The following is an 18,772-nucleotide window of genomic DNA, read 5'->3' as shown; positions in this document are numbered from 1 at the left end:
CTACAAATTCCTCCAGTAACCCCGCTATTGTACCAAAAAAGGCCGTGTCAAGAGACACGGCCTTTTTTATTTTCCGAAGACTCACCCTGCTTTTTACGGCAAGCGGGTCCTCACCGAGAAGTTTGCACTTCCTTGCACCGGCCCAGAGCCATCTGGGTTCTGGGTAATAAACAGGGTGTTCAGAGTGAACGGAGCCGCTGTCCCCGCAAGCCCGGCGCTTCCTGGATACCGCAACGTCACCGATTTAGACGTCCCCGGCGCAATGGATTTAAGTACAACGGGTGTCGCCGGCAAGCCTGTCGCCGAAGTGATGTTGATCTTGCTATCCGTGATACGCACGTTCTCCGCCAGACCCGTCGGATTGCCCAAGGCATCCAGCAGGTCGTTTTTCACCGTGACTACCGCGATCAGCTCGTTGCCTGTCCGGCTCAGAGTGAAGGAAAGCTTCAGGTTTGGCAGAGTGGTCTGAGCAACGATTTTATCGGTCGAGATACGGTAGATTCCTCGGCCATAGGTCGCCACGGTCAGGAACTTGGTCGCCCGAACATGCGCAATGTCAACACAGGGCACACTCGGCAGCTTGAGCGGGATGGTGGCATCCTGCCAGGTAGATCCCTGATTGGTCGTCACAAAGACTCCAATATCGGTCGCGATATACCAAGTGTTCACCGGGTCATCCGAATCGCGGACGATCTTATTAACCGGCACATCCGGCAGGCGGGTGTAGAAGTTAGGATCGCCGGGATTGGTTACCAGACCGTTCTGATCGGTAAAGATAATGGTCGAGCCCCGGGTGTTCTGGCAGCGGTAGACATGTCCGCCACCGGCCCCAGAAACCGTCACCAGGATATCTTCCGTACGTGATGCCAAGCCCGCTGCGGGATTTCCCTCATTCACCGAGATCGAGGTCACCGGACGATCTGGCAGGCTGTTGGCATTGCCGTCCTGATCCAGGCGGGTCCAGGTAGCAATAATCGGCAACGGAACCTGTGCATTGTCAGTCTGACGTGCATTGTCTGTCATCCAGACCTCACCCGTCGAGGAGCCCACGTAGATGCGCTGTCCAGGTCCGGCAGGGCTTGAGGTCACCGCGATAGCAGTGATCACGCCTCCCACCGCATTGTCCCCAACACGTCGCCACCAGCCCTTAACACCCGGCGGCAGGGTCGCCGGATCGGTCGAAGGCTCCGCAGCGCCTGCGGGATCGAAGCGCCACAATCGGTTGGTTCCCGTGTAGATCGTCGTCGAGTTAGCCGATACCGTATCCATGACAACCTTCGGAGCAAATGCTTTCGTCTCACCTGCCCAGTTAGTCGCGGGGGTTCCTGTGGTTGTGTCACGGAAGGGATAGGGGTAGATGGGGCCTGTGGGACCAGGAGCGGTCTGGTCTGGCGAGATATCTGTTGCCGAGGTCCAGCCGTTGGTGGTGAAGAAGAGCCGCTGCCCTCCGTTCCAGTCGGTGCCGCCGCCCAGGTTGTTGTTGCTGCCCGCCATCATCCAGGCGTACTCTACACCACCGTTACCCGAGGTCGCGAGATTACTGATGTAGGGGCCAACGGAGAACGGTGCAAAGGGGTTGGCATAGTTCGGTACGGTGATGGAGACACCACGCCAAGTGCCATTAAAGTTCCGAACCAGACCCAAGCCGTTCGTTCCGATAATCGCTTGATCTTTGTTGCTTGGGTGGAATGCTACTCCATTAATCTGGCTGACGATCAGGTTACCGTCGCCGGTGGTGCTCGCCGGTCCCGCGTTGAGATTCGTCGTGTAGAGCCAGGAGAATGTCAGGGCGGGATTGTCTTGATTAAAAGAGGAGGCGTAGACCCCACCATCGTTTGCGATGAGCGTGTTCTCCGGAGAGAAGGGGTCGTACTGAATGTCGCGTTGCCATGGTGCGATCAAGGCGCCATTGGTAAATGACCCCGCAATATCGCGCCAGAGGTTCGCCTGGCCCAAGAGACCAACGGTGATCGCGCGGGCCCCGCCCAGGGAGACCGAGAGACTTCGGTTCCCCCCATAGACACCATCAATGGCGAGCGTGCTAATGACACTGGTCACAGGATCTTTTCGCAGGACATTGAGGGGTACCGCAGTGAAGGCACCAGAGTACTCCGAGCGGCTCCAGTTGGTAAACGTTCCGTTCTGGGTGCTGTAGTTATCCGTGATCTCTTCCCAGAGATACTCCAAGGCGGCTGTCCCACTCACATCGGCGCGGTTCTTAGGCTGCCCACGGTAGATACGGCCATCATCGAACTGAGCGCTAGAGTCCTTGACATAGATCACATACGGTGCATTGGAATCACCCGACCCTGGTACGCCTACAATCCCCGGACCCGTTGCTGACGGAGACACATGGAGCTCATAGGGACCACCCGGACCACCATTTTTATTGTATGGCATAGGGGCATTGGAGATCTGACGCCAGTTTAGCCCAAAGTCGTGGGAGCGATAGACACCTGCCGCCGCATCATTGCCCGTTCGCGTTGCGTAGTAGTACATCGGGAGTCCGGCGTTGGTTGCGCCCTGGATCGTCCCGTACGCGTTGTACATCCGCACGCTGCTCCAGTCGCCTGCAGGGAGCGCCGCACCATTAGACAGAGTCGTTTTTTTCCAGCTCGCTCCCCCATCGGTAGAGCGCCAGAGGTTTCCCGGATTTATTCCACGCCCACAGGACGCCACCACGATCTTGGGATTGTAGGGGTTCACCAGTATTGAGGAAACCGCTGTCCCCAACATGGCTGGATTGCCAGCCGTATCAAAACTGCCGATGCTAAAGAAGGTATTACCTCCATTGACCGACTTCATGATCCCGGTGGAGCCAGAGTTTGGCGATAAATTCTTGAACCAGAGCGAGCTAGCAAGCTCGCCCGGGCCACTGGTCGAGCCGTAGAAATCCCCTAACCCCACATAAAGAACGCGGCTGTTGGTAGGATCCACCGTCACCGATGATGTCTCTTGGTAGGGGAAGTTGTTACTCAGCGGTGTCCAGGCTACTCGTGCTGTAGGATCAATGGGCTTATAGTCCAGGGTCTTCCACACACCACCACTTGCCGTCGCGATATAGGCAATGCCTTCCGTCTTGACATCGAAGGCCACGGCGTTGACTCGGCCCGTCACAAAGCTAGTGGTTGGCCCCATGGAGGAGCGTATTCCCGGAATCACATTGATCGGGCCAACAATCTCCCAGCTACGGGTGCTGTAGCCAAGATTCCCCCCAGAGAGCCTCTCGACATTTCCCGGCTTCCCGGCAGGCTTCGCCTTCTTCCCACCAATGCTGGCGGGTTGCATTTTCTCGCGGTGCTCCAGAGCGCGCTGAAGCGTCCCACGATCAACCGTGGGCCGCCCTTGCTGTGCGTACCCCGAGTGGGATAAGCTAATCACACTCGCCAGTGACCCTGCCACCCCTGCCCAGATTCTCAATCTCACGTTCATTTCTCCCTCGGATTTTCCCATGTCGCAACGTCTGCTACGGCTGCAACGCATAGAGGTTGCCTTCAAAGCCACCGATGTAAAGCATGTTGTTCGGAGCCACAGCGGGTGAGGAATCAAAGCCTAACCCCCCTGCACCCGAGCTAAAAGTCCAGGCAACTCCCCCACTTGCTGTATTGACACCATAGACATTCCCGTCGTAGCAGCCAATGTAGAGCCGTGTCCCATCGTTGCTCAGCGCGGGCGACGAAGTGAATCCTTGGGCAAAGTTGCTACTCGCCCAGACTTGAGTGCCCGTGACTGTATTCACGGCAAAAATCTTGCTCTCATCTAAGCCGGAGACGTTATCAAAGGTGGCAAAGTACAGAGTCGCCCCATCGGGAGACACTGCAACAGTGGAGTAGATCTGCGCCTGAGCATCAAAGGGCTGTGCCCAGTCTAACAGACCCGTCGCCGCATTCACGCCGTACAGGAACCCATCGAGCGTTCCAAAGAACACCCGACCGCCACTGACTACGGGCGATGAAGCCGTTACAGATCTATCACCGGTGCTGAATGTCCAGGTGACTGCACCGGTGGTGGTATTCACCGCGTAGAGATTCGCTCCCACCAAGCTGCCGTTAGCAAGGGTCTCCCCTGCGCTGACGGCGTACAAAGTGGCCTCATCAGTACTCAGTCCCGGAGAGGTCTGAAGCTCGGTATTCGTGGAGGCAGAGGGAGTCACACTCCAGGACTGGTTCCCGTTGAGTGAGTCCAGTTTATAGAGCTTGCGATCTGTGCCGCCTGTACCAATATAGAGATAGCCGTTTGAGTCTAGCGCAGGAGTGCCGTAGACCGGCCCGTTGAACTGCTTGACCCAGACGGGAACAAAGCCTGTGTTTGCCGCGTTGTTTTTAATGGCATAGACATTGCCAGTGCCGCTTGCTCCGTAGCTACCAAAATAGATCGTGCCATCCTGGCTGATCACCGGTGAGGACTCAATCCGTCCGATCGTGTTATTGTTATTGTAGACCCAACGAACCGTCCCGTTTGGATTGAGCGCAGTCAGTGCGCCGCCTGCCAAGGTGCCCTCGTTATAGGAGCAGATGTAGATGCTACCGTCTGCGCCTAAAGTCGGTGAGGAGAACACCACATTGTTGCCCAGTGCGGTTTTCCAGGCCTGGGTCGCCGAAGCCCCCAGAAGCCCGGTGCCCGTCGCGCCCACGCCAAGGTTCTGCTTGGTTCCATGGAAACGTGGCCAAGCACTCAGTGCCAGTCCGAGGGGAACGATATTGACCGTGGTGGTAGTAGTGTACCGGGGGGGATTGACAGGATCAGAAGCGGACGATTCCGTCTCCGTCACCTTGATGGTCACACTGGTCGGCGTACTGCCCGGATCGCCTGCCACATAGGTCGAGCCATTCCCGAAGTACGTCGCTCCTGCCGAGGAGTTATCCGGATTACGGAAGTTGCCGATTCCTGAGGCGAGAATCTCCCATTTCCACTTGGAGGCAGTCGTCAGAACAATCGCGCCGGTTGCGTCCTTGGCCGTCGCCACAAACGCACGGGTACGATTTTTCCCCAGGTTCTGCCCACTTGTGCTGCCATCGGTAATCCCGATTTCCACCGTGCGGATGGTCGTTCCCAGAGTGAAGACAACCCCACTATTGACAGGATTGTCCGTATCAAGCGGCACCACCGTGCCACCCGTTGACTGCACCACTCCCGTACCGGTGGCGGTGGGGTAGGCGCTGGCAGTGATGCTGTAGTTCTCCGGTGAACCGGGGATACCAACTTCCAGATTTGTTGCCGTCGTGTTCGCTACGGTGACCGGTGAGGAGCCACTGATGTCCGCAGGCCGAACCAGAGTCCTGGGGAAGCCCGGGGCATTGCGCCCCAAGCTATCCTTAATGTTCACCACGATGCTATTGGAGGCATCCGGAATCAGACGGGTACGTGGAGGCCACTGCACCGTGATTCCGATCTCACCAACCTTACGGCTGGCAAGGGCACTGGTGCCGCCCCCGAAGGGCCGTCCCAAGCCGCCGCCACAGCCCGTCAGCGGAACCACAAGGCTCAGCGCGATCGCCGACGCGCAGAGCGCACGTGGCACGGTTCTCAGAAAAACGAATCGTGTCATTGGCTTAGTTAATCCTAACCCCTAGCGAGCCAGCAATCACCTGAACATTGATGGTCTTTTTCGCATTTGTATCGTAGTTACTGGTGGCGATCACCTTGAGCAGCCCACTATTCGCTGCAGGAGGCGTTCCTGGAGCTGTATAAGCAGCCGTGGTCGCTCCCGTGGAGATGATGCTTCCGTAGACATTACCCGTGTTCGCCTCACCGTTCGGCCCGGTGATGGTCCAAGAAACCGTCCCGTCGCGGCCTGTCGGTAGCCCCGTTAGCGCCACCGCAAAGTTCTGGGTACGACTGATCGAAACCTTCTGGGGATCAGGCAACGGATTTGGTGCTGTCACCACTACACCGATTGTCGTCAGCACCGTGATCGGCAAGTCCATGAACTTACGCGTGTCGTAGACACTGGTTGCACGCACGGTGTAGGTTGCGTTGTTCTTAGGTGCCGTAAAGCGTGCCGTGCTCGATCCCGTTGAAGCGATGGCACTGCCAAAGCCTGCGGGGCTCACGATTGACCAAGTCACTCCCTGATTGGGCGTGTTGCTCACCGCGGCTGTCAGGTTGAGCGTATCGTCCCAGTTCAGTTGCGGAGCCGGGCTCGGAGCGATCGTCACCCCCACGGCGGAGAGTACCGTGATCGTGCAGACACCAATCTTCGTGGCGTCGTAGTTGCTAATCGCACGGATGGTGATGGTCGCCTCACGCTTAGGAGCGGTGTAGGTGACCTTGTTAGCATCCGTGGGATCCACGACAAGTACCCCGACCGGATTATTGCCATCCTTGACGATCTCCCACTTCACTTCACGGCGGGAATCGCCGGTAGCGGGAATCCGTGGCGAGAGGTTCTTCACCAGCGCGGTCAGCGAGACCGACTGCTCCCAGGAGAGACCCACCGTTGGGGGCGTGATCTCAACCACAGCAGGCGCCGTCACCTTGATCGGGATGGGGAAGGTCTTAGTGGAGTTGTACTTACTGGTCGCGACAACCACGATATTACTGATTGCGCCACCAATGAGCTTGGGTGCAACATAGGTAACTGTGGTGCCCGTCACATTGAGAAGCTGGCCAGTGGTCGCGCTTGCGCCGCCTTGGATGCTCCAGACGACGTCACTCTCCGCTGTCGGAGCGCCCGTCACGGTTGCAACAAGATCTAGCGGGAACTCGGAACCCAGATTATCCGAGGAGCCAGGAACAACGGTTACCGCGGTTCCCGAAGTCACCTGAACAACCGTTGGTGCGCTGGTCGCTTGGTCCACTTGTACAGTAACGGTTGCCTGGATCGGGTGCAGTCCTCGTACAGATGCCCCCCCGTTAACCACTTCCAAATTACTGGTGTCGGCCACTACTGTAAAGAACATCGAGCCGCGCGTAATCGCGACAGGAGTTCCCTTCGCATTTTTCGCTCCCACAGCCAAGTCTTTAATCGCACCGACTTCAACCGCCTGATTGGGAAGCACCTCGACCGTCTGCACCCCTGTGTAGGTTGCAATCGTCACGGTAAGGGAGCCGTCTGCCAGAATAGTGGCCGATGCCGCTGCTTCACCAACCTCATCACCGGTTGCATCAGAGTTTATGAAGAAGCGAACTCGGAGGACGAAATTGCCCACCTTGGCAGGACGTGGAGAGTCATAGGACTGAAGAATCGCAGCAGTGCCTGCGGGGCGATTCACAACCCAAGAGATGTCGCCGCCCGCTGGATCGCCGCCTTCAAGCGTGATCCTGGCTGAGAGCGCCGAGGAGAGACCAACGACGCGGCTACGCGCGCCCCAATCGATCTTGACCTTGAAGGCTGCGGTGCGTAATGGTGTTGGGGTCGGAGTCGCCCCTACCGGTGTTGGCTCTGAGCCGGGGATAGTCTCCCCGCCCCCGCCACAGCCAGAAGGCAGGAACGCCAGCAGACCTGTTACCAGCACCGCTGCCGCCGCCGCCAACCAGGAGGATCGCATCCCGGTGCGAATCTGCATGCTGTAAAACCTCTCTTCTCGGTTGTTAGTTAGGGATATTCCCTGTCTAAAATGGCCGAAAACCTACGCTCGCTCTATTCAAGCCAGCACAAGCAATTTCCTTCTTTAATTGAGAAATTTCCACGGGGCACCATCGTCCCCCCGCGGGACTACCCCATATTGATCTGAAAGTTGTCGTTATTGTTCCCCAAACTTAGCAGTTTTGTCAAGCGCTCCTCACATCACCAAGCGCCTCAAGCAGCCACGCCCGCAAGTCCACGCCCCCATTGCGCCAGTCCAGCGGCGGCGTCTGCATCTCCCCCGCCCGGCAAACTCGGGAAACGCCCTCGGCCTTCAAAGCCTGATTCCACCAGTCATTCCCGCCGGGTACAAGGTCACCCACACAAGAAATCTTCCCCACATATTCTCCAAGGAACCATTGAAAAGGCTTTTGATCCTCATAGGGAATGACATGAACGAGGCAGAACCCGGTCGGGGCTGGCAGTGGACAGGGTTCATGGTGAATCACAACACTCCAACACAGATCAGAATCTCCCAAAACTTCACACCCCTCCATCAATGCCAGATCACGCGCCTCCCGCACAGCACGACACTCAGCCGCGTCTGTGCGTGCTTTTACGCTGAGTCGCCCACTTTGTCTCCCTAGCGCCCCTGCCAGTGCGTGACCTACTTTTGAGCAGTAGGCATAGGTCACCAGTAGTGTTTGCAGTGAGAGACAGCCTGCTTGGTCGTACATAAGAACATCACGTGCAAACATGTGGGCATCATAGTGCCCTCCAATAAGTCCAATACTCAGCGCATGACCAAAGCCCTGAAACCGCGTGGTTTCCGGGGTGGCAGCGCGTAGAGCGGCGATGGCTTTGTCACTCCCGTAAGCGATCACGGCGTTGGTGCTCTGGACAAGCGCGTGCGTTCTGGGGTCGTCGCCAGGGAAGAGGTCGAGGTGCAGAAGCGCGGCGACTTCAGGGTCTATCTCGGCGAGAGTTTCGACAAAATGGCGCGTCCAGATGGTTTCGTCGCGGCTTTGTTTAATGAAGACGGGAATGCCAAGAAGTACGGCATAGTGGAGTACGGGCCAGGCGAGTAGCGGCGTGTTTCCGGCTAAGATCAGCGCGAGGACGCCAGGCTTCTCAGTGCTTTTCGGTTCGGAGCAGTGCGGCGCAGATCGGGCGAGTGCGGCGACTCCGAGACGTACTTGTGCCCACGGAAAGCTGCCCGTTTCTGGGGGTGGTGCAAGCGGGACACGCTGCCAGAATTTCTCCAGGGCGGCGAGGCGGCGCTCCGTGGGAATCGGAGGAAGTTCCCGGAGTTTTATCAGGTTTTCCCTGACCGTTTGAGGGGTGGTTTCCATGAGCCTGAACGGTATAATACCCCCATGGCACGAAGAGATAACCGCCGGGGAGATTCGCAAGATCAGGACAACAACGAGATGCAGCTGCGTGCTGTCGGGTTAGTGGATGAGCTGCTGGCAATGACCGCGCCGTCCGACCCGAAGTACCAGTACCTCATGCTGCTGCGCCACCAGCTTGAAACCGATGAGCGCCAGATGCGTGATGCACAAGAGGTTCTGGAGCAGTTCGAGGATGCCTATGCGAAGCTCACCGAGACGGCAAGCAAGATCGGGATGTACCTTGGGCCACTGGAAAATAGTAAAAAAATCTTTCTGGCCGTCGGGGATGGCGAGTATGTCGGCAACGTAGACCCCAAGCTCGCCACCGATGAGATGACCATCGGCGATAGAGTGATCATCAACGACGCATTCGCTGTTGTGCAGGTGCTTCCTCCACACATGGCCGGGCCGCTGGTCAAAGTCGGAGAGGTGCTGGGCGATGGGCGCGTACGCGTGGGCGGGGATGCACAGGGGCAGAACTCCCGTATCGTCGGTCTGGGCGAAGCGCTTCAGTTTGCGGATATGAAAGCGGGCGACGAAGTGCGCCTGGAGCCGACCGGCAAGCTCGCCATGGAACACTTTCCCAAGGCCGAGAGCAAGGATTTCTTCCTGGAAGAAGTGCCACAGGTGCCGTGGGAGAAGATCGGCGGCCAGGATGAGGTCATCGAGATCATTCGCGATGCGATCGAGAAGCCACTTCTCTACCCCGAGCTATACGAGCGCTTTGGCAAGCGTCCGCTCAAGGGCATTCTGCTCTACGGTCCTCCTGGCTGCGGCAAGACACTAATTGGGAAGGCCACGGCCTACAACCTCACCAAAGAGTTCAATCAGCAAACTGGCCAGAACCTCAAAGAGTACTTCATGTACATCAATGGGCCAAAAATCCTCAACATGTGGCTGGGTGAGTCCGAGCGGCAGGTGCGCGAGATCTTCGCCACAGCCCGTGAGAAAGCCAAAGACGGCCACTTGGTCTTTATCTTTATTGACGAGGCCGAGTCTATCTTGCGCACCCGCAACTCAGGCCGCTGGACCAATATCTCCAACACGGTTGTCCCGCAGTTCTGTGCCGAGATGGATGGCCTTGTCTCCAGCACGAATGTGGTCGTGATGCTCACCAGCAACCGCCCGGACTATATTGACCCCGCGATTCTGCGCCCCGAGCGTATTGACCGCCGCGTCAAAGTGAAGCGCCCCGATAAAAAAGCCTCCCGCGATATTCTGGCAATCTACCTCAATGAGAATGTCCCCCTAGACTGCGCCCTGCTCGAAGCCCATAATGGCGACAAGCGAGCCGCTGCCGCAGAGCTGGTAGACAACACCGTGGCGCACCTCTGGCGAAAAGACGCCGAGACGGAGTTTCTGGATGTCTTCAACCGCAACGGCGGCACGGAGCGGCTCTACTGGAAAGACTTAGTCTCGGGCGCGCTTCTCAGCTCTCTCGTTGAGCGGGCCAAGGACTTTGCCATCAAGCGTGCCATTGCCTCGGGAAACCAGTCCGAGGGTCTGACCCAGGAGGATCTCCACAAAGCCCTTGCGCTGGAGTTCAAGGAAAACGAGATATTCCCCAAGAGCGACGCCGTCGAGGACTGGCTGATGTTGCTCGACCAAGCCCCGGAAAATGTCGCCGATGTCAAGCCCATACGCCATGACACACGCGGCAAAGGAACGGCAAAAGCCCCGAGCGGCGTGATTTAACCGGTAAGCACCATCAATGGCGCTGAAGCTCCCTCAATCCAGGTGCTGGGTTGAGGGAGTTTTTTGTTTTTTCATCTGAGCGTCAAAAAAGCAGCCCAGCCAACCAAGAAGAGGGCTGGCAGTCCGACGAGTATTTTATCAGCAAAACTCCAGCGCCTTGCGCAGGAAGAACTTGACACCGCCCTGGTGCTCGTGCTGGACGCAGGGTTCGATGGCGTGGTAGATGTGGCGGTAGCTGACAGCATGGTGCAGAGCAAGGAGCGGGGCAATGGTTTCCCAGGGTGGTAGGGGTGTACTCCAGAGGGTGTAAAGGGTGCGAGCCTCCTCGTCGGTCTCTGCCCAGAGGGGAAGGAGGGCATCCAACCAGCCTAAGCCAACACTGGCATCCGTCCAGTCGAAGTAGAGCAGAGCGCCGTCTTTCCCTGAAGCAACATTGCCCGTGTGCAGATCCCCATGAACAAGGGCGGAGGGCTGATCGGCGAAGACGGCGAGCTTGCTCTGCCAGTCTATCGCACGCAATCGCGCTCGTTCGTCGTCGGTGAGGCGAGCAAGACAGAGGTCATCTGTCAGAAGCAGGGGAAGTTCCTGGGCGAGATGTGCCGGACGACGATCTATGCAACCCAGAGCGAGCAGCTCCGTTTCTTGCCCCAGAGTCTGTTGCTGGAAGTGTGAGTAGTCGGTGAGGGCGAGGGTGGCAGACGTATCCCCTTGACTCTCGCGCAGGCTTGGCCCAAAGTCTGGCAGCAGCATCCAGCCCCGCTCAGGATCAATGGCGAATGGCATCGGGACACGCCCCGGGAAGCGCTCGGCAAGGTTTTGCGTGACGAGCGGCTCGTTGGCAAAGAGCTGGGGACGGAGATTGGTGGCTTTGAAGTAGACAACTCCCCGCCCCGTCTCCGCGCGGATTACACAAGAAAGGCTCCAGGACTTCAGCTCTTTCCAGGAGTGCAGCCCCGCAGCGTGCGCTCCGATCCAGGCTAGTGCCGTCTCCAGCCAGCCCGCATATCCCCACGGGACGCGTAGCAGGTGCGGTTCATGAACGGCCACTGGGAGATCGGCTTCGTCCATCCAAAGCGCCTCGTCGGGGCGAGCGCCCTCGGCAATCAGCGTGGCTTCGTCTTGGGTGGAATCCGGCATAAAACGCCGGTGCAGAGGCAGCTCATGAACGGACTCCGCGCCCTCTCGCACCAGCTTCCACCAGCGCTGGCTCTGAGACTCCTGGCCAAAGCACGTGACGATCACTGCTCAGCGCGGAAGCGAATCAGTGCCAGGCTTCCCAAAAGACCCGCGAGGAAAAGCGTGATGCTAGTCGTTCGAGCAACGCCCTTGAGGACAAGTGTCCCATCCATGCTCGCACTCGCCCTTGCCACAAGTTTTGCTTCGCCCTCGGCAAGCTGCTGTTTCCAGTAGCCCGGATCATTGGTCTTGATCTTAGGATCGAGCCTTTGGCGCGCCTCACGAACCATACTTGACGCAGGAGCGAGGGCGTCGCGCTTGGCGGTAGCGAAGCCAATGAGCGCTCCAAACACCACACTGACCAGAACCACGAGCGCCACAGGCCGGAGCACACGAAGCAGCGATTTCGGAGAGGCCACGGGCAAGCGCCCCAGACGCGTGGCGGCAAAGAGCGCTCCCGCGCAGCAACTTAGAGCAAAAAGAAAGAGTATCACAAGAAAATTATACCGCTATTTCTCCGCCAGCCAGGCATCACGTAGCTCGTTGGCAAACTTCCAGCACAGATCGCGGTTGGTGAAGACAACCAGGCCATCGCCCGTTTTTGGATCGGCCCAGCACTGACAATAAAAACCTTTGTAACTACTCAGATCAAGCGGTAGCCGGAACAATGGGGTTTCCACGGAAGACCGAGAGCAAGCCGTGAAGACGACAAAACGAAGCTAAGCCCGAGGCAGAAAGCCACCTCCCTCTCCCGACAACTGGAGTGACAAAACTTCAACAACGAGGAGAAAGAAATGGCTCAGTTCGAGATTACAGTAGACGAGTTGGCGGTTTTTGTCCTTGCCCTTCTGCCCCCCGTGCGGGTGTGAAAAGTTTGTGGATTGGGCTTCGTCGTTTAGATGGTTTGGAAGAGAGCTGGCAAATGGCGATGTCAGCCCTGTCGGGAAAAGATATGGGACAAGATTAGATTCAGAAGGGGGGAGTCGTCACCTAAAACACAATATCCAAACAGGGCAACGTCAGCAACAAGCGCTTGCCCTCCCGTATGATCGTGAGGCGTAACTTCTGCCCGACGTCCTTGTTCATGCGTAGCCAGGTGTGAAACTGTGAGGCGCTCATCTGCGGGAGGGTCTTGCCGTCCACGGCGACGATGGTGTCGCCGAGCTGCAAATCACCTTGGGACGCACGCCAGCGCTCGCCGCTAAAGAGCAGCGTGACTTTGAGCGCCAGGGTCTTGCTACTGGGAATCGGCTCCTCCCAGAACCCAAAGAGCGGCGGGACGATTCCCTGCGACGGGCGTGCGGAAATATCATAGGCACGCCAGCCAGACGCAAGAGCGAGGCGCTTGCCGTTGAGAGAGATGCTACGGGCGCTCTCGGGGAGTGCATCCAGCGCGAACGAGAGATCCGCAGCAGTGATCAGCGGCTGTTTATTGAGCTGCGTGAGCCGCTCCCCCACCTTCAGGCCCGCTTTTGCCGCCGGGGAGCCGGGCGCGATCGCGGTGATCTGGTTGTCATCCCCAAGCGTCAGGCCCAGAAGACTTGGGGGGGGGTAGCGGTAGAGCGAGAGTTTCTGAAACGTCCCGGTGCGGCGCTGCTGCTCAATCTCCGCATCGTGGGCGTAGTGGCAGTGGTAGCACACTTCCTTGGCGCGTTTAGTCTGCGCGAACGCCGGGAACTTCTGCGCGAGGGTCTGAGGAGCTTGTGGCTTTGGCGCAGAACGCTCTAAAGATTTCACGCGCTCCAGAAACGAGAGCAGCGAGCGCATGGAAATGTCCTCGCCGCCCCAGCGGGCGAGCGTGTTTCCCTCCGGAGTGAGCACGAGTCCCATGAGCTGCCGGTCGTAGTCGAAGCGAAAGAGGTTCAGGTCAATGTCTTTAAGGCTGGCGAGGTGAACGGGCACAAAGTGCTCGGTGAGTAGGCGAGCCAGTGTGGGATTTTCGCCACGCAAAATCGGCGGGGCGTTTTTTGCGCGGGGGCAGGCAAAGAGCACAAAGAGCAGCTTATGCTGGATCTTCGCCTCCGTAAAGGCAGCACCACAATCCGTTCGCCAAGAGAGTTCCCTCACTCTGGAACCTGTTTGGTGCGAGAGAAAGTGCTTTGCTCCTCGCGAAAATACATGGCAAGAGGATACCATAAGGCAGAAATTATGGAAATCGGCGAGTATGGGCGAATGTTTGCGGTGGAGGCGGATCACTTCTGGTACCAAACACTCCACGGCCATGTGCTGCGGCTCTTGCAGCCCACCTCGCTTTGCTCCGTACTGGATGCGGGCTGTGGCACCGGGATGTTGGCACGGCGGCTGACGGACGCGGGCTATGCCGTAACGGGGCTGGATCTTTCCCCCGAGGCGCTCCGGCTGGCAAAAACACGCAGGCTGGAAACTCTGGTGGAGGGTAGTGTCAATGCGCTTCCCTTCCCCGAAAACTCTTTTGACGCTATTGTCTCGCTGGATGTCTGGTACCACCAGGCCGTGGACGATGCGCTCGCCGCGTGCGAGGCAGCGCGGGTGGTGAAGCCCGGTGGGATAGTAATCGTCAATCTGCCCGCCTACGACTGGCTGCGCGGTCACCACGATGAGGTGGTGCAAACGGCGCGACGCTACAACCGGGCACAGGTGAAAAAGCTCCTCACCAGCTCGGGTCTGGAAGTCCGTTTCTGCTCCCACTGGAACACCCTTCTATTCCCCGCGATTGTCGCGGTGCGTCTGCTCAGCCGCCTGCGTAAAGAGTCACCAAGAGATTCATCGTCGGATGTTGCGCCGGTCGCGCCCTGGCTCAATAAAACACTCAGCGCACTTCTCGCCGCTGAGCGCCCGCTGCTCTCTCTACCACTGCCCTACGGTCTCTCGATCCTGGCGGTGGGAAGGAAGCCCAAGTGACTCTGTTTCAGCGCCTGTGACCCTTTGCCGGGAAACCAAAGCTCTCTCCGCCGCCGGTAAGTAGACAGTCTTAATTTATTGGGTATACTCTGGCCATGATAGTAGGAGTTATTCGAGAGATAAAAGACGATGAGAACCGTGTCGGGCTGCTCCCCGCAGGCGTCGAGGCGCTTGTCACGGCGGGCCACACGGTTCTGGCGGAGACCTGCTGCGGCTCGGGGATCAACTTCGAGGACGAGGACTACGCCGCCGCTGGGGCGCAGATTGTCTCATCATCAGAGGAAGTTTTCGCCCGTTGTGAGATGGTCATCAAAGTAAAAGAGCCCCTGCCTGCCGAGTACAAATTACTACGCTCTGGGCAGATTCTCTTCACGTACTTCCACTTTGCCGCCAGCCGTGAGCTCACCGACGCGTGTCTCGAATCGGGCGCGATCTGCATTGCCTACGAGACCGTGGAAACCCCCGACGGGCTGCTCCCCTTGCTTGCCCCCATGAGCGAGGTTGCGGGGCGCATGGCGGTGCAAGAGGGCGCAAAGTACTTAGAGCGTGCCATGGGCGGTCGTGGAATTTTACTGGGCGGCGTCCCCGGTGTCGCTCCAGCCAACGTCGTGATTATCGGTGGGGGCATGGTCGGCACGGAAGCCGCGAAGATGGCGGCGGGCCTCGGGGCAAACGTCAGCCTCTTTGATGTCTCGATTCCCCGCCTGCGCTACCTCGACGATGTCATGCCCAAGAACGTCAGCACGCTCTACTCCACGCTCGCGGCGATCCGCGAAAAAGCCCTCCAGGCTGACTTGCTCATCGGTGCCGTGCTGCTTAAAGGCGCAAAAGCCCCCACGCTCGTTCCCCGAAGCGTGGTCGCGCAGATGAAAAAAGGCGCGGTGATTGTGGATGTGGCCGTGGACCAAGGCGGCTGCATCGAGACCACACACCCGACAACGCACCAGAACCCAACCTACTTCGTGGACGGTGTCCTGCACTACGGAGTCGCCAACATGCCCGGCGCGGTTCCGCACACATCCACGGCGGCGCTCACCAATGCCACCCTTCCCTACGTTCTTTCCCTCGCCAAAAAAGGCTGGAAGAAGGCTCTCAAAGACGACGCGGGTCTGCGCAAGGGTCTGAACATCGCCCTGGGCAAGCTCACCTACGAGCCGCTCTCCGAGGAGTTCACGATCCCCTTCATCGCCCCAGAAAGCCTGCTGGGGTAAAATACTATCGAGGCACTATCATGACATGGATCGAAGCGCGTGAACAATTCCCGAATCGCTGGCTTATTTTTGAGGTAATTCATGGCCACCTAGAAGCGGGGCAGTGGCGTGTGGACGAGCTATCGGTGCTGGAGAGCAAAGCAGCCCCTTCCGTTTTCCAGCGCTACTCTGAGCTTCAGCGCACCCACCCCGGTCGAGAGCTAGGCTTCTTCCACACCAGTCAGACCACACTGGCTCTGGAAGAAGCCCCACGTCCGCAGGTTCGCCCCCGCACATGACACCGCTTCGCCTTGAATCCGGTTTACTCTTTGTTCCACTCCAGATTTGCTCCCGTAGCCAAATCATCACTGTGGTAAACACACTTCTTGACACAGGAGCCGCCTCAAGTGTCATCACTGCATCAGTCGCTGATTTGCTCAGTATTTATCCTGAACCCACGGACTCTCTACGTCGCCTCGTGGGTATTGGTGGCACCGAGTGGGTCTACACAAAGCACATAGACTCCCTGCAAGTTGGCTCGCTACACACCGCTCCTTTTGAGATAGAAGTAAGCGGCTCAGACTACGGCTTTGGGATAGAAGCAATTCTGGGCACTGACTTTCTCCTGGCTACAGGAGCCGTGATTGACCTTAAGAATCTAATGCTTGCACCTACTCTCTAGCCCCCCTCTTGTCCAATGGGGGGGATTAAAGGAATTTCCTTATTGTCCCCCCGCCCGGCGGGGGTTGGGGGGTTGGCACGCAGGATTTCCCCGCCCGTTTGCCGAATGTTTGAGACATGTCTACTTCTGCCTACACACAGTTTCGTGAGCTTCTTGATGAGATTTTTCAGTTCGACCGCGCCGATCTTGACTTTGGTATCTACCGCATTTTAAACCAGAAGCGCGTCGAAGTTCAGGGATTCTTTGATAATGAGCTTCTCCCCCAAGTAGATAAAGCCCTTGCGGGGATGCAACAGGTAGATACCATCCGCCTCCAGAAAGAGCTGGAGGAGGTTCAGCAGCAAATGCACTCCTATCAGATGTCCCCCGCGGCAATCGCCGCCGTGCCGAGAGTGCGGGAGCTTCGGGCAAAACTCGATGGTGCGGTAAAAGAGAGCATCGGGCCGGAGGATGTTTTCTCGGCACTGACGGAGTTCTTCCGCCGCTACTACGACAAGGGGGATTTTCTCTCGCGCCCGCTCTACCGCAAGGGAGTCTATGCCGTTCCCTACGAGGGGCAGGAGGTGAAGCTGCACTTTGCGAACTCGGATCAGTATTACATCAAGACCGGGGAGCACTTTAAGGACTACGCTTTTACGCTCGATGATGGGCGCGGCGTGCATTTTGCGATCACTGAGGCGAGCACGGAGCGGGATAACAATAAGGCGCAGGGTGGCAAAGACCGCTGCTTTGTGCTCTGCACAAGTGAGGATGCAATCTTAGCAGACGATACCGCGCTTACTCTGCGCTTTTCCTACACGGTGCCGGAGCAAATTGTTGACCCTGAGACGGGCAAGGAGAAGAAACGCAAGCAAGAAGACCTGAACGCGGAGGCGGTGGCAAAGGTGCTGGCAGACTTGAGTGCAGGGGCGTTTGCAGAAGCTCTGGGGATGCTGAAGCCAACAGAGAAGAACCCGAAGCGGACGTTACTTGAGGCAAAGCTTTCGGACTATACGGCGCGCAATAAGTTTGACTACTTTATCCATAAAGACCTAGGCGGCTTCTTGCGTCGGGAGCTGGATTTTTATATCAAGAGCGAGGTGGTGCCGCTCGATGATCTGACACAGACAGATATAGAACGGCTGGAGAAGACTCTCAAGAAAGTCCGGGCGATTCGCGAGGTGGCGGAGACATTGATTGCGTTTCTGGCGCAGCTTGAGGAGTTCCAGAAGCGGGTTTTTCTCAAGAAGAAGTTTGTGATCGAGACAGGCTGGTGCGTTACGCTGGATCGAGTGCCGTTGGAGCTTTGGGAAGAGGTGGCGAAGAATACGGCGCAGGTAGAAGAGTGGAAGCGTCTGTACGCAATTCATGAGCACACGCCGACGACAACGCAGTCTACACCGTGGAGCGAGCCGCCGAGTGTCGCGTTTCTGACAGAGCACCCGCATTTAATGGTGGACACGCAGTTTTTCGGACAGGAGTTTACGGAGTGTCTGCTTGCGTCGTGGGAAGATATTGAAGCACAAACCGACGGGGTGATTGTCAATAGCGAAAACTTGCAGGCGTTGAATTTACTGAAGGCTCGGTATGCGGGAGAAGTAAAGTGTATTTACATTGATCCTCCCTACAACACAGGCGGTGATGGTTTTCTTTATAAAGATAGTTACCAACACAGTAGCTGGTTAGCAATGATGCAAGACAGACTAATCACAGGCAGAAGTCTTCTTAATCAAGAAGGTACGATTTTTGTCAGCATAGATAATCATGAATCAGGAAACCTTATAAATTTGATGGATTCCACCTTTGGAAATGAAAATTTTGTTGCAGATTTAGTTTGGGAAAAAACGAGAAAAAATGATGCAAAACTATTTTCAGTAGGGCACGAGTATATGTTTTGTTATGCTAAGGATATGCAATTTCTAAAAAACAATCAAACTGTATGGCGTGAGACGAAACCTGGAGCTCAAGAAATTATAGATAAATATCAAGAACTTCGTATAAAACATAAAAAAGACAATATTGCAATTCAAGAAGATTTACGCGAATGGTATAAAATACTACCATTAAAACATCCGTCAAAATCACTGAGTCGTTATAAATGGGTTGATGATAACGGGCCATGGAGAGATCGTGATATATCTTGGCCTGGTGGAGGTGGCCCGAGATATAAAGTTAATAACCATCCGACCGGAGCAAGCTCCGGGGTATTTGTCCGAAGGCTTCGGCCTGAGAGCCGAAGCCACAGAAGAAGTGGGCATCCTAAGAGATGCCC

At 57.1% G+C, this 18,772-nt stretch carries 14 protein-coding genes; 6 read left to right on the top strand and 8 right to left on the bottom strand.

Annotated elements, in window-relative coordinates:
* Positions 1-93: 93 nt before the first annotated feature.
* The 4 genes from ACH2ED_RS03005 to ACH2ED_RS02990 all read right to left on the bottom strand — a co-directional run bounded on the left by ACH2ED_RS03005 (position 94) and on the right by ACH2ED_RS02990 (position 8,859).
* Positions 94-3,432 (bottom strand): WD40/YVTN/BNR-like repeat-containing protein, encoded by a 3,339-nt coding sequence (locus tag ACH2ED_RS03005; RefSeq protein WP_395088731.1) that lies wholly within the window; start codon positions 3,430-3,432, stop codon positions 94-96.
* 34 nt (positions 3,433-3,466) lie between these two features.
* Positions 3,467-5,548 carry a PQQ-binding-like beta-propeller repeat protein gene (locus ACH2ED_RS03000; RefSeq protein ID WP_395088730.1) on the bottom strand — a complete coding sequence of 694 codons (2,082 nt, stop codon included), beginning with the start codon at positions 5,546-5,548 and terminating at the stop codon, positions 3,467-3,469.
* A 4-nt stretch (positions 5,549-5,552) separates the two neighbouring features.
* Positions 5,553-7,508, bottom strand: coding sequence for a hypothetical protein (locus ACH2ED_RS02995; RefSeq protein ID WP_395088729.1), 1,956 nt, complete (start codon positions 7,506-7,508; stop codon positions 5,553-5,555).
* Between the two features lie 205 nt (positions 7,509-7,713).
* Complete coding sequence (locus ACH2ED_RS02990) at positions 7,714-8,859, bottom strand: acyl-CoA reductase (RefSeq protein ID WP_395088728.1); 1,146 nt, start codon at positions 8,857-8,859, stop codon at positions 7,714-7,716.
* Positions 8,860-8,883: 24 nt separating this feature from the next.
* On the opposite strand from ACH2ED_RS02990, the gene ACH2ED_RS02985 reads away from it, so the two are divergent.
* Positions 8,884-10,593 carry an AAA family ATPase gene (locus tag ACH2ED_RS02985; protein WP_395088727.1) on the top strand — a complete coding sequence of 570 codons (1,710 nt, stop codon included), beginning with the start codon at positions 8,884-8,886 and terminating at the stop codon, positions 10,591-10,593.
* Between the two features lie 138 nt (positions 10,594-10,731).
* Here ACH2ED_RS02985 and ACH2ED_RS02980 read toward each other — a convergent pair whose 3' ends face one another.
* The 4 genes from ACH2ED_RS02980 to ACH2ED_RS02965 form a co-directional block, all read right to left on the bottom strand.
* Complete coding sequence (locus ACH2ED_RS02980) at positions 10,732-11,835, bottom strand: phosphotransferase (protein WP_395088726.1); 1,104 nt, start codon at positions 11,833-11,835, stop codon at positions 10,732-10,734.
* Entirely contained in the window at positions 11,832-12,263 is a 432-nt protein-coding gene (locus ACH2ED_RS02975) for a hypothetical protein (protein ID WP_395088725.1), read from the bottom strand. Before ACH2ED_RS02975 ends, ACH2ED_RS02980 begins: the two co-directional genes overlap by 4 nt.
* Positions 12,264-12,278: 15 nt before the next feature.
* Positions 12,279-12,437 (bottom strand): hypothetical protein, encoded by a 159-nt coding sequence (locus ACH2ED_RS02970; RefSeq protein WP_395088724.1) that lies wholly within the window; start codon positions 12,435-12,437, stop codon positions 12,279-12,281.
* Between the two features lie 322 nt (positions 12,438-12,759).
* Positions 12,760-13,836, bottom strand: a complete 1,077-nt coding sequence (locus ACH2ED_RS02965) for a PDZ domain-containing protein (RefSeq protein WP_395088723.1) — start codon at positions 13,834-13,836, stop codon at positions 12,760-12,762.
* A gap of 81 nt (positions 13,837-13,917) precedes the next feature.
* On the opposite strand from ACH2ED_RS02965, the gene ACH2ED_RS02960 reads away from it, so the two are divergent.
* The 5 genes from ACH2ED_RS02960 to ACH2ED_RS02940 all read left to right on the top strand — a co-directional run.
* Complete coding sequence (locus tag ACH2ED_RS02960; RefSeq protein WP_395088722.1) at positions 13,918-14,649, top strand: class I SAM-dependent methyltransferase; 732 nt, start codon at positions 13,918-13,920, stop codon at positions 14,647-14,649.
* 95 nt (positions 14,650-14,744) lie between these two features.
* Positions 14,745-15,860, top strand: coding sequence for an alanine dehydrogenase (ald, locus tag ACH2ED_RS02955; RefSeq protein ID WP_395088721.1), 1,116 nt, complete (start codon positions 14,745-14,747; stop codon positions 15,858-15,860).
* 20 nt (positions 15,861-15,880) lie between these two features.
* Positions 15,881-16,138, top strand: a complete 258-nt coding sequence (locus ACH2ED_RS02950; RefSeq protein WP_395088720.1) for a hypothetical protein — start codon at positions 15,881-15,883, stop codon at positions 16,136-16,138.
* A gap of 71 nt (positions 16,139-16,209) precedes the next feature.
* Entirely contained in the window at positions 16,210-16,521 is a 312-nt protein-coding gene (locus ACH2ED_RS02945; RefSeq protein ID WP_395088719.1) for a retropepsin-like aspartic protease, read from the top strand.
* A 116-nt stretch (positions 16,522-16,637) separates the two neighbouring features.
* The coding region (locus ACH2ED_RS02940) for a DNA methyltransferase (RefSeq protein ID WP_395088718.1) at positions 16,638-18,772 on the top strand (2,135 nt) is incomplete at its 3' end.

It is taken from the genome of Armatimonas sp. (assembly GCF_043757465.1).
Lineage (GTDB): Bacteria > Armatimonadota > Armatimonadia > Armatimonadales > Armatimonadaceae > Armatimonas.
This window is presented reverse-complemented; position numbering and strand designations above follow the sequence as displayed.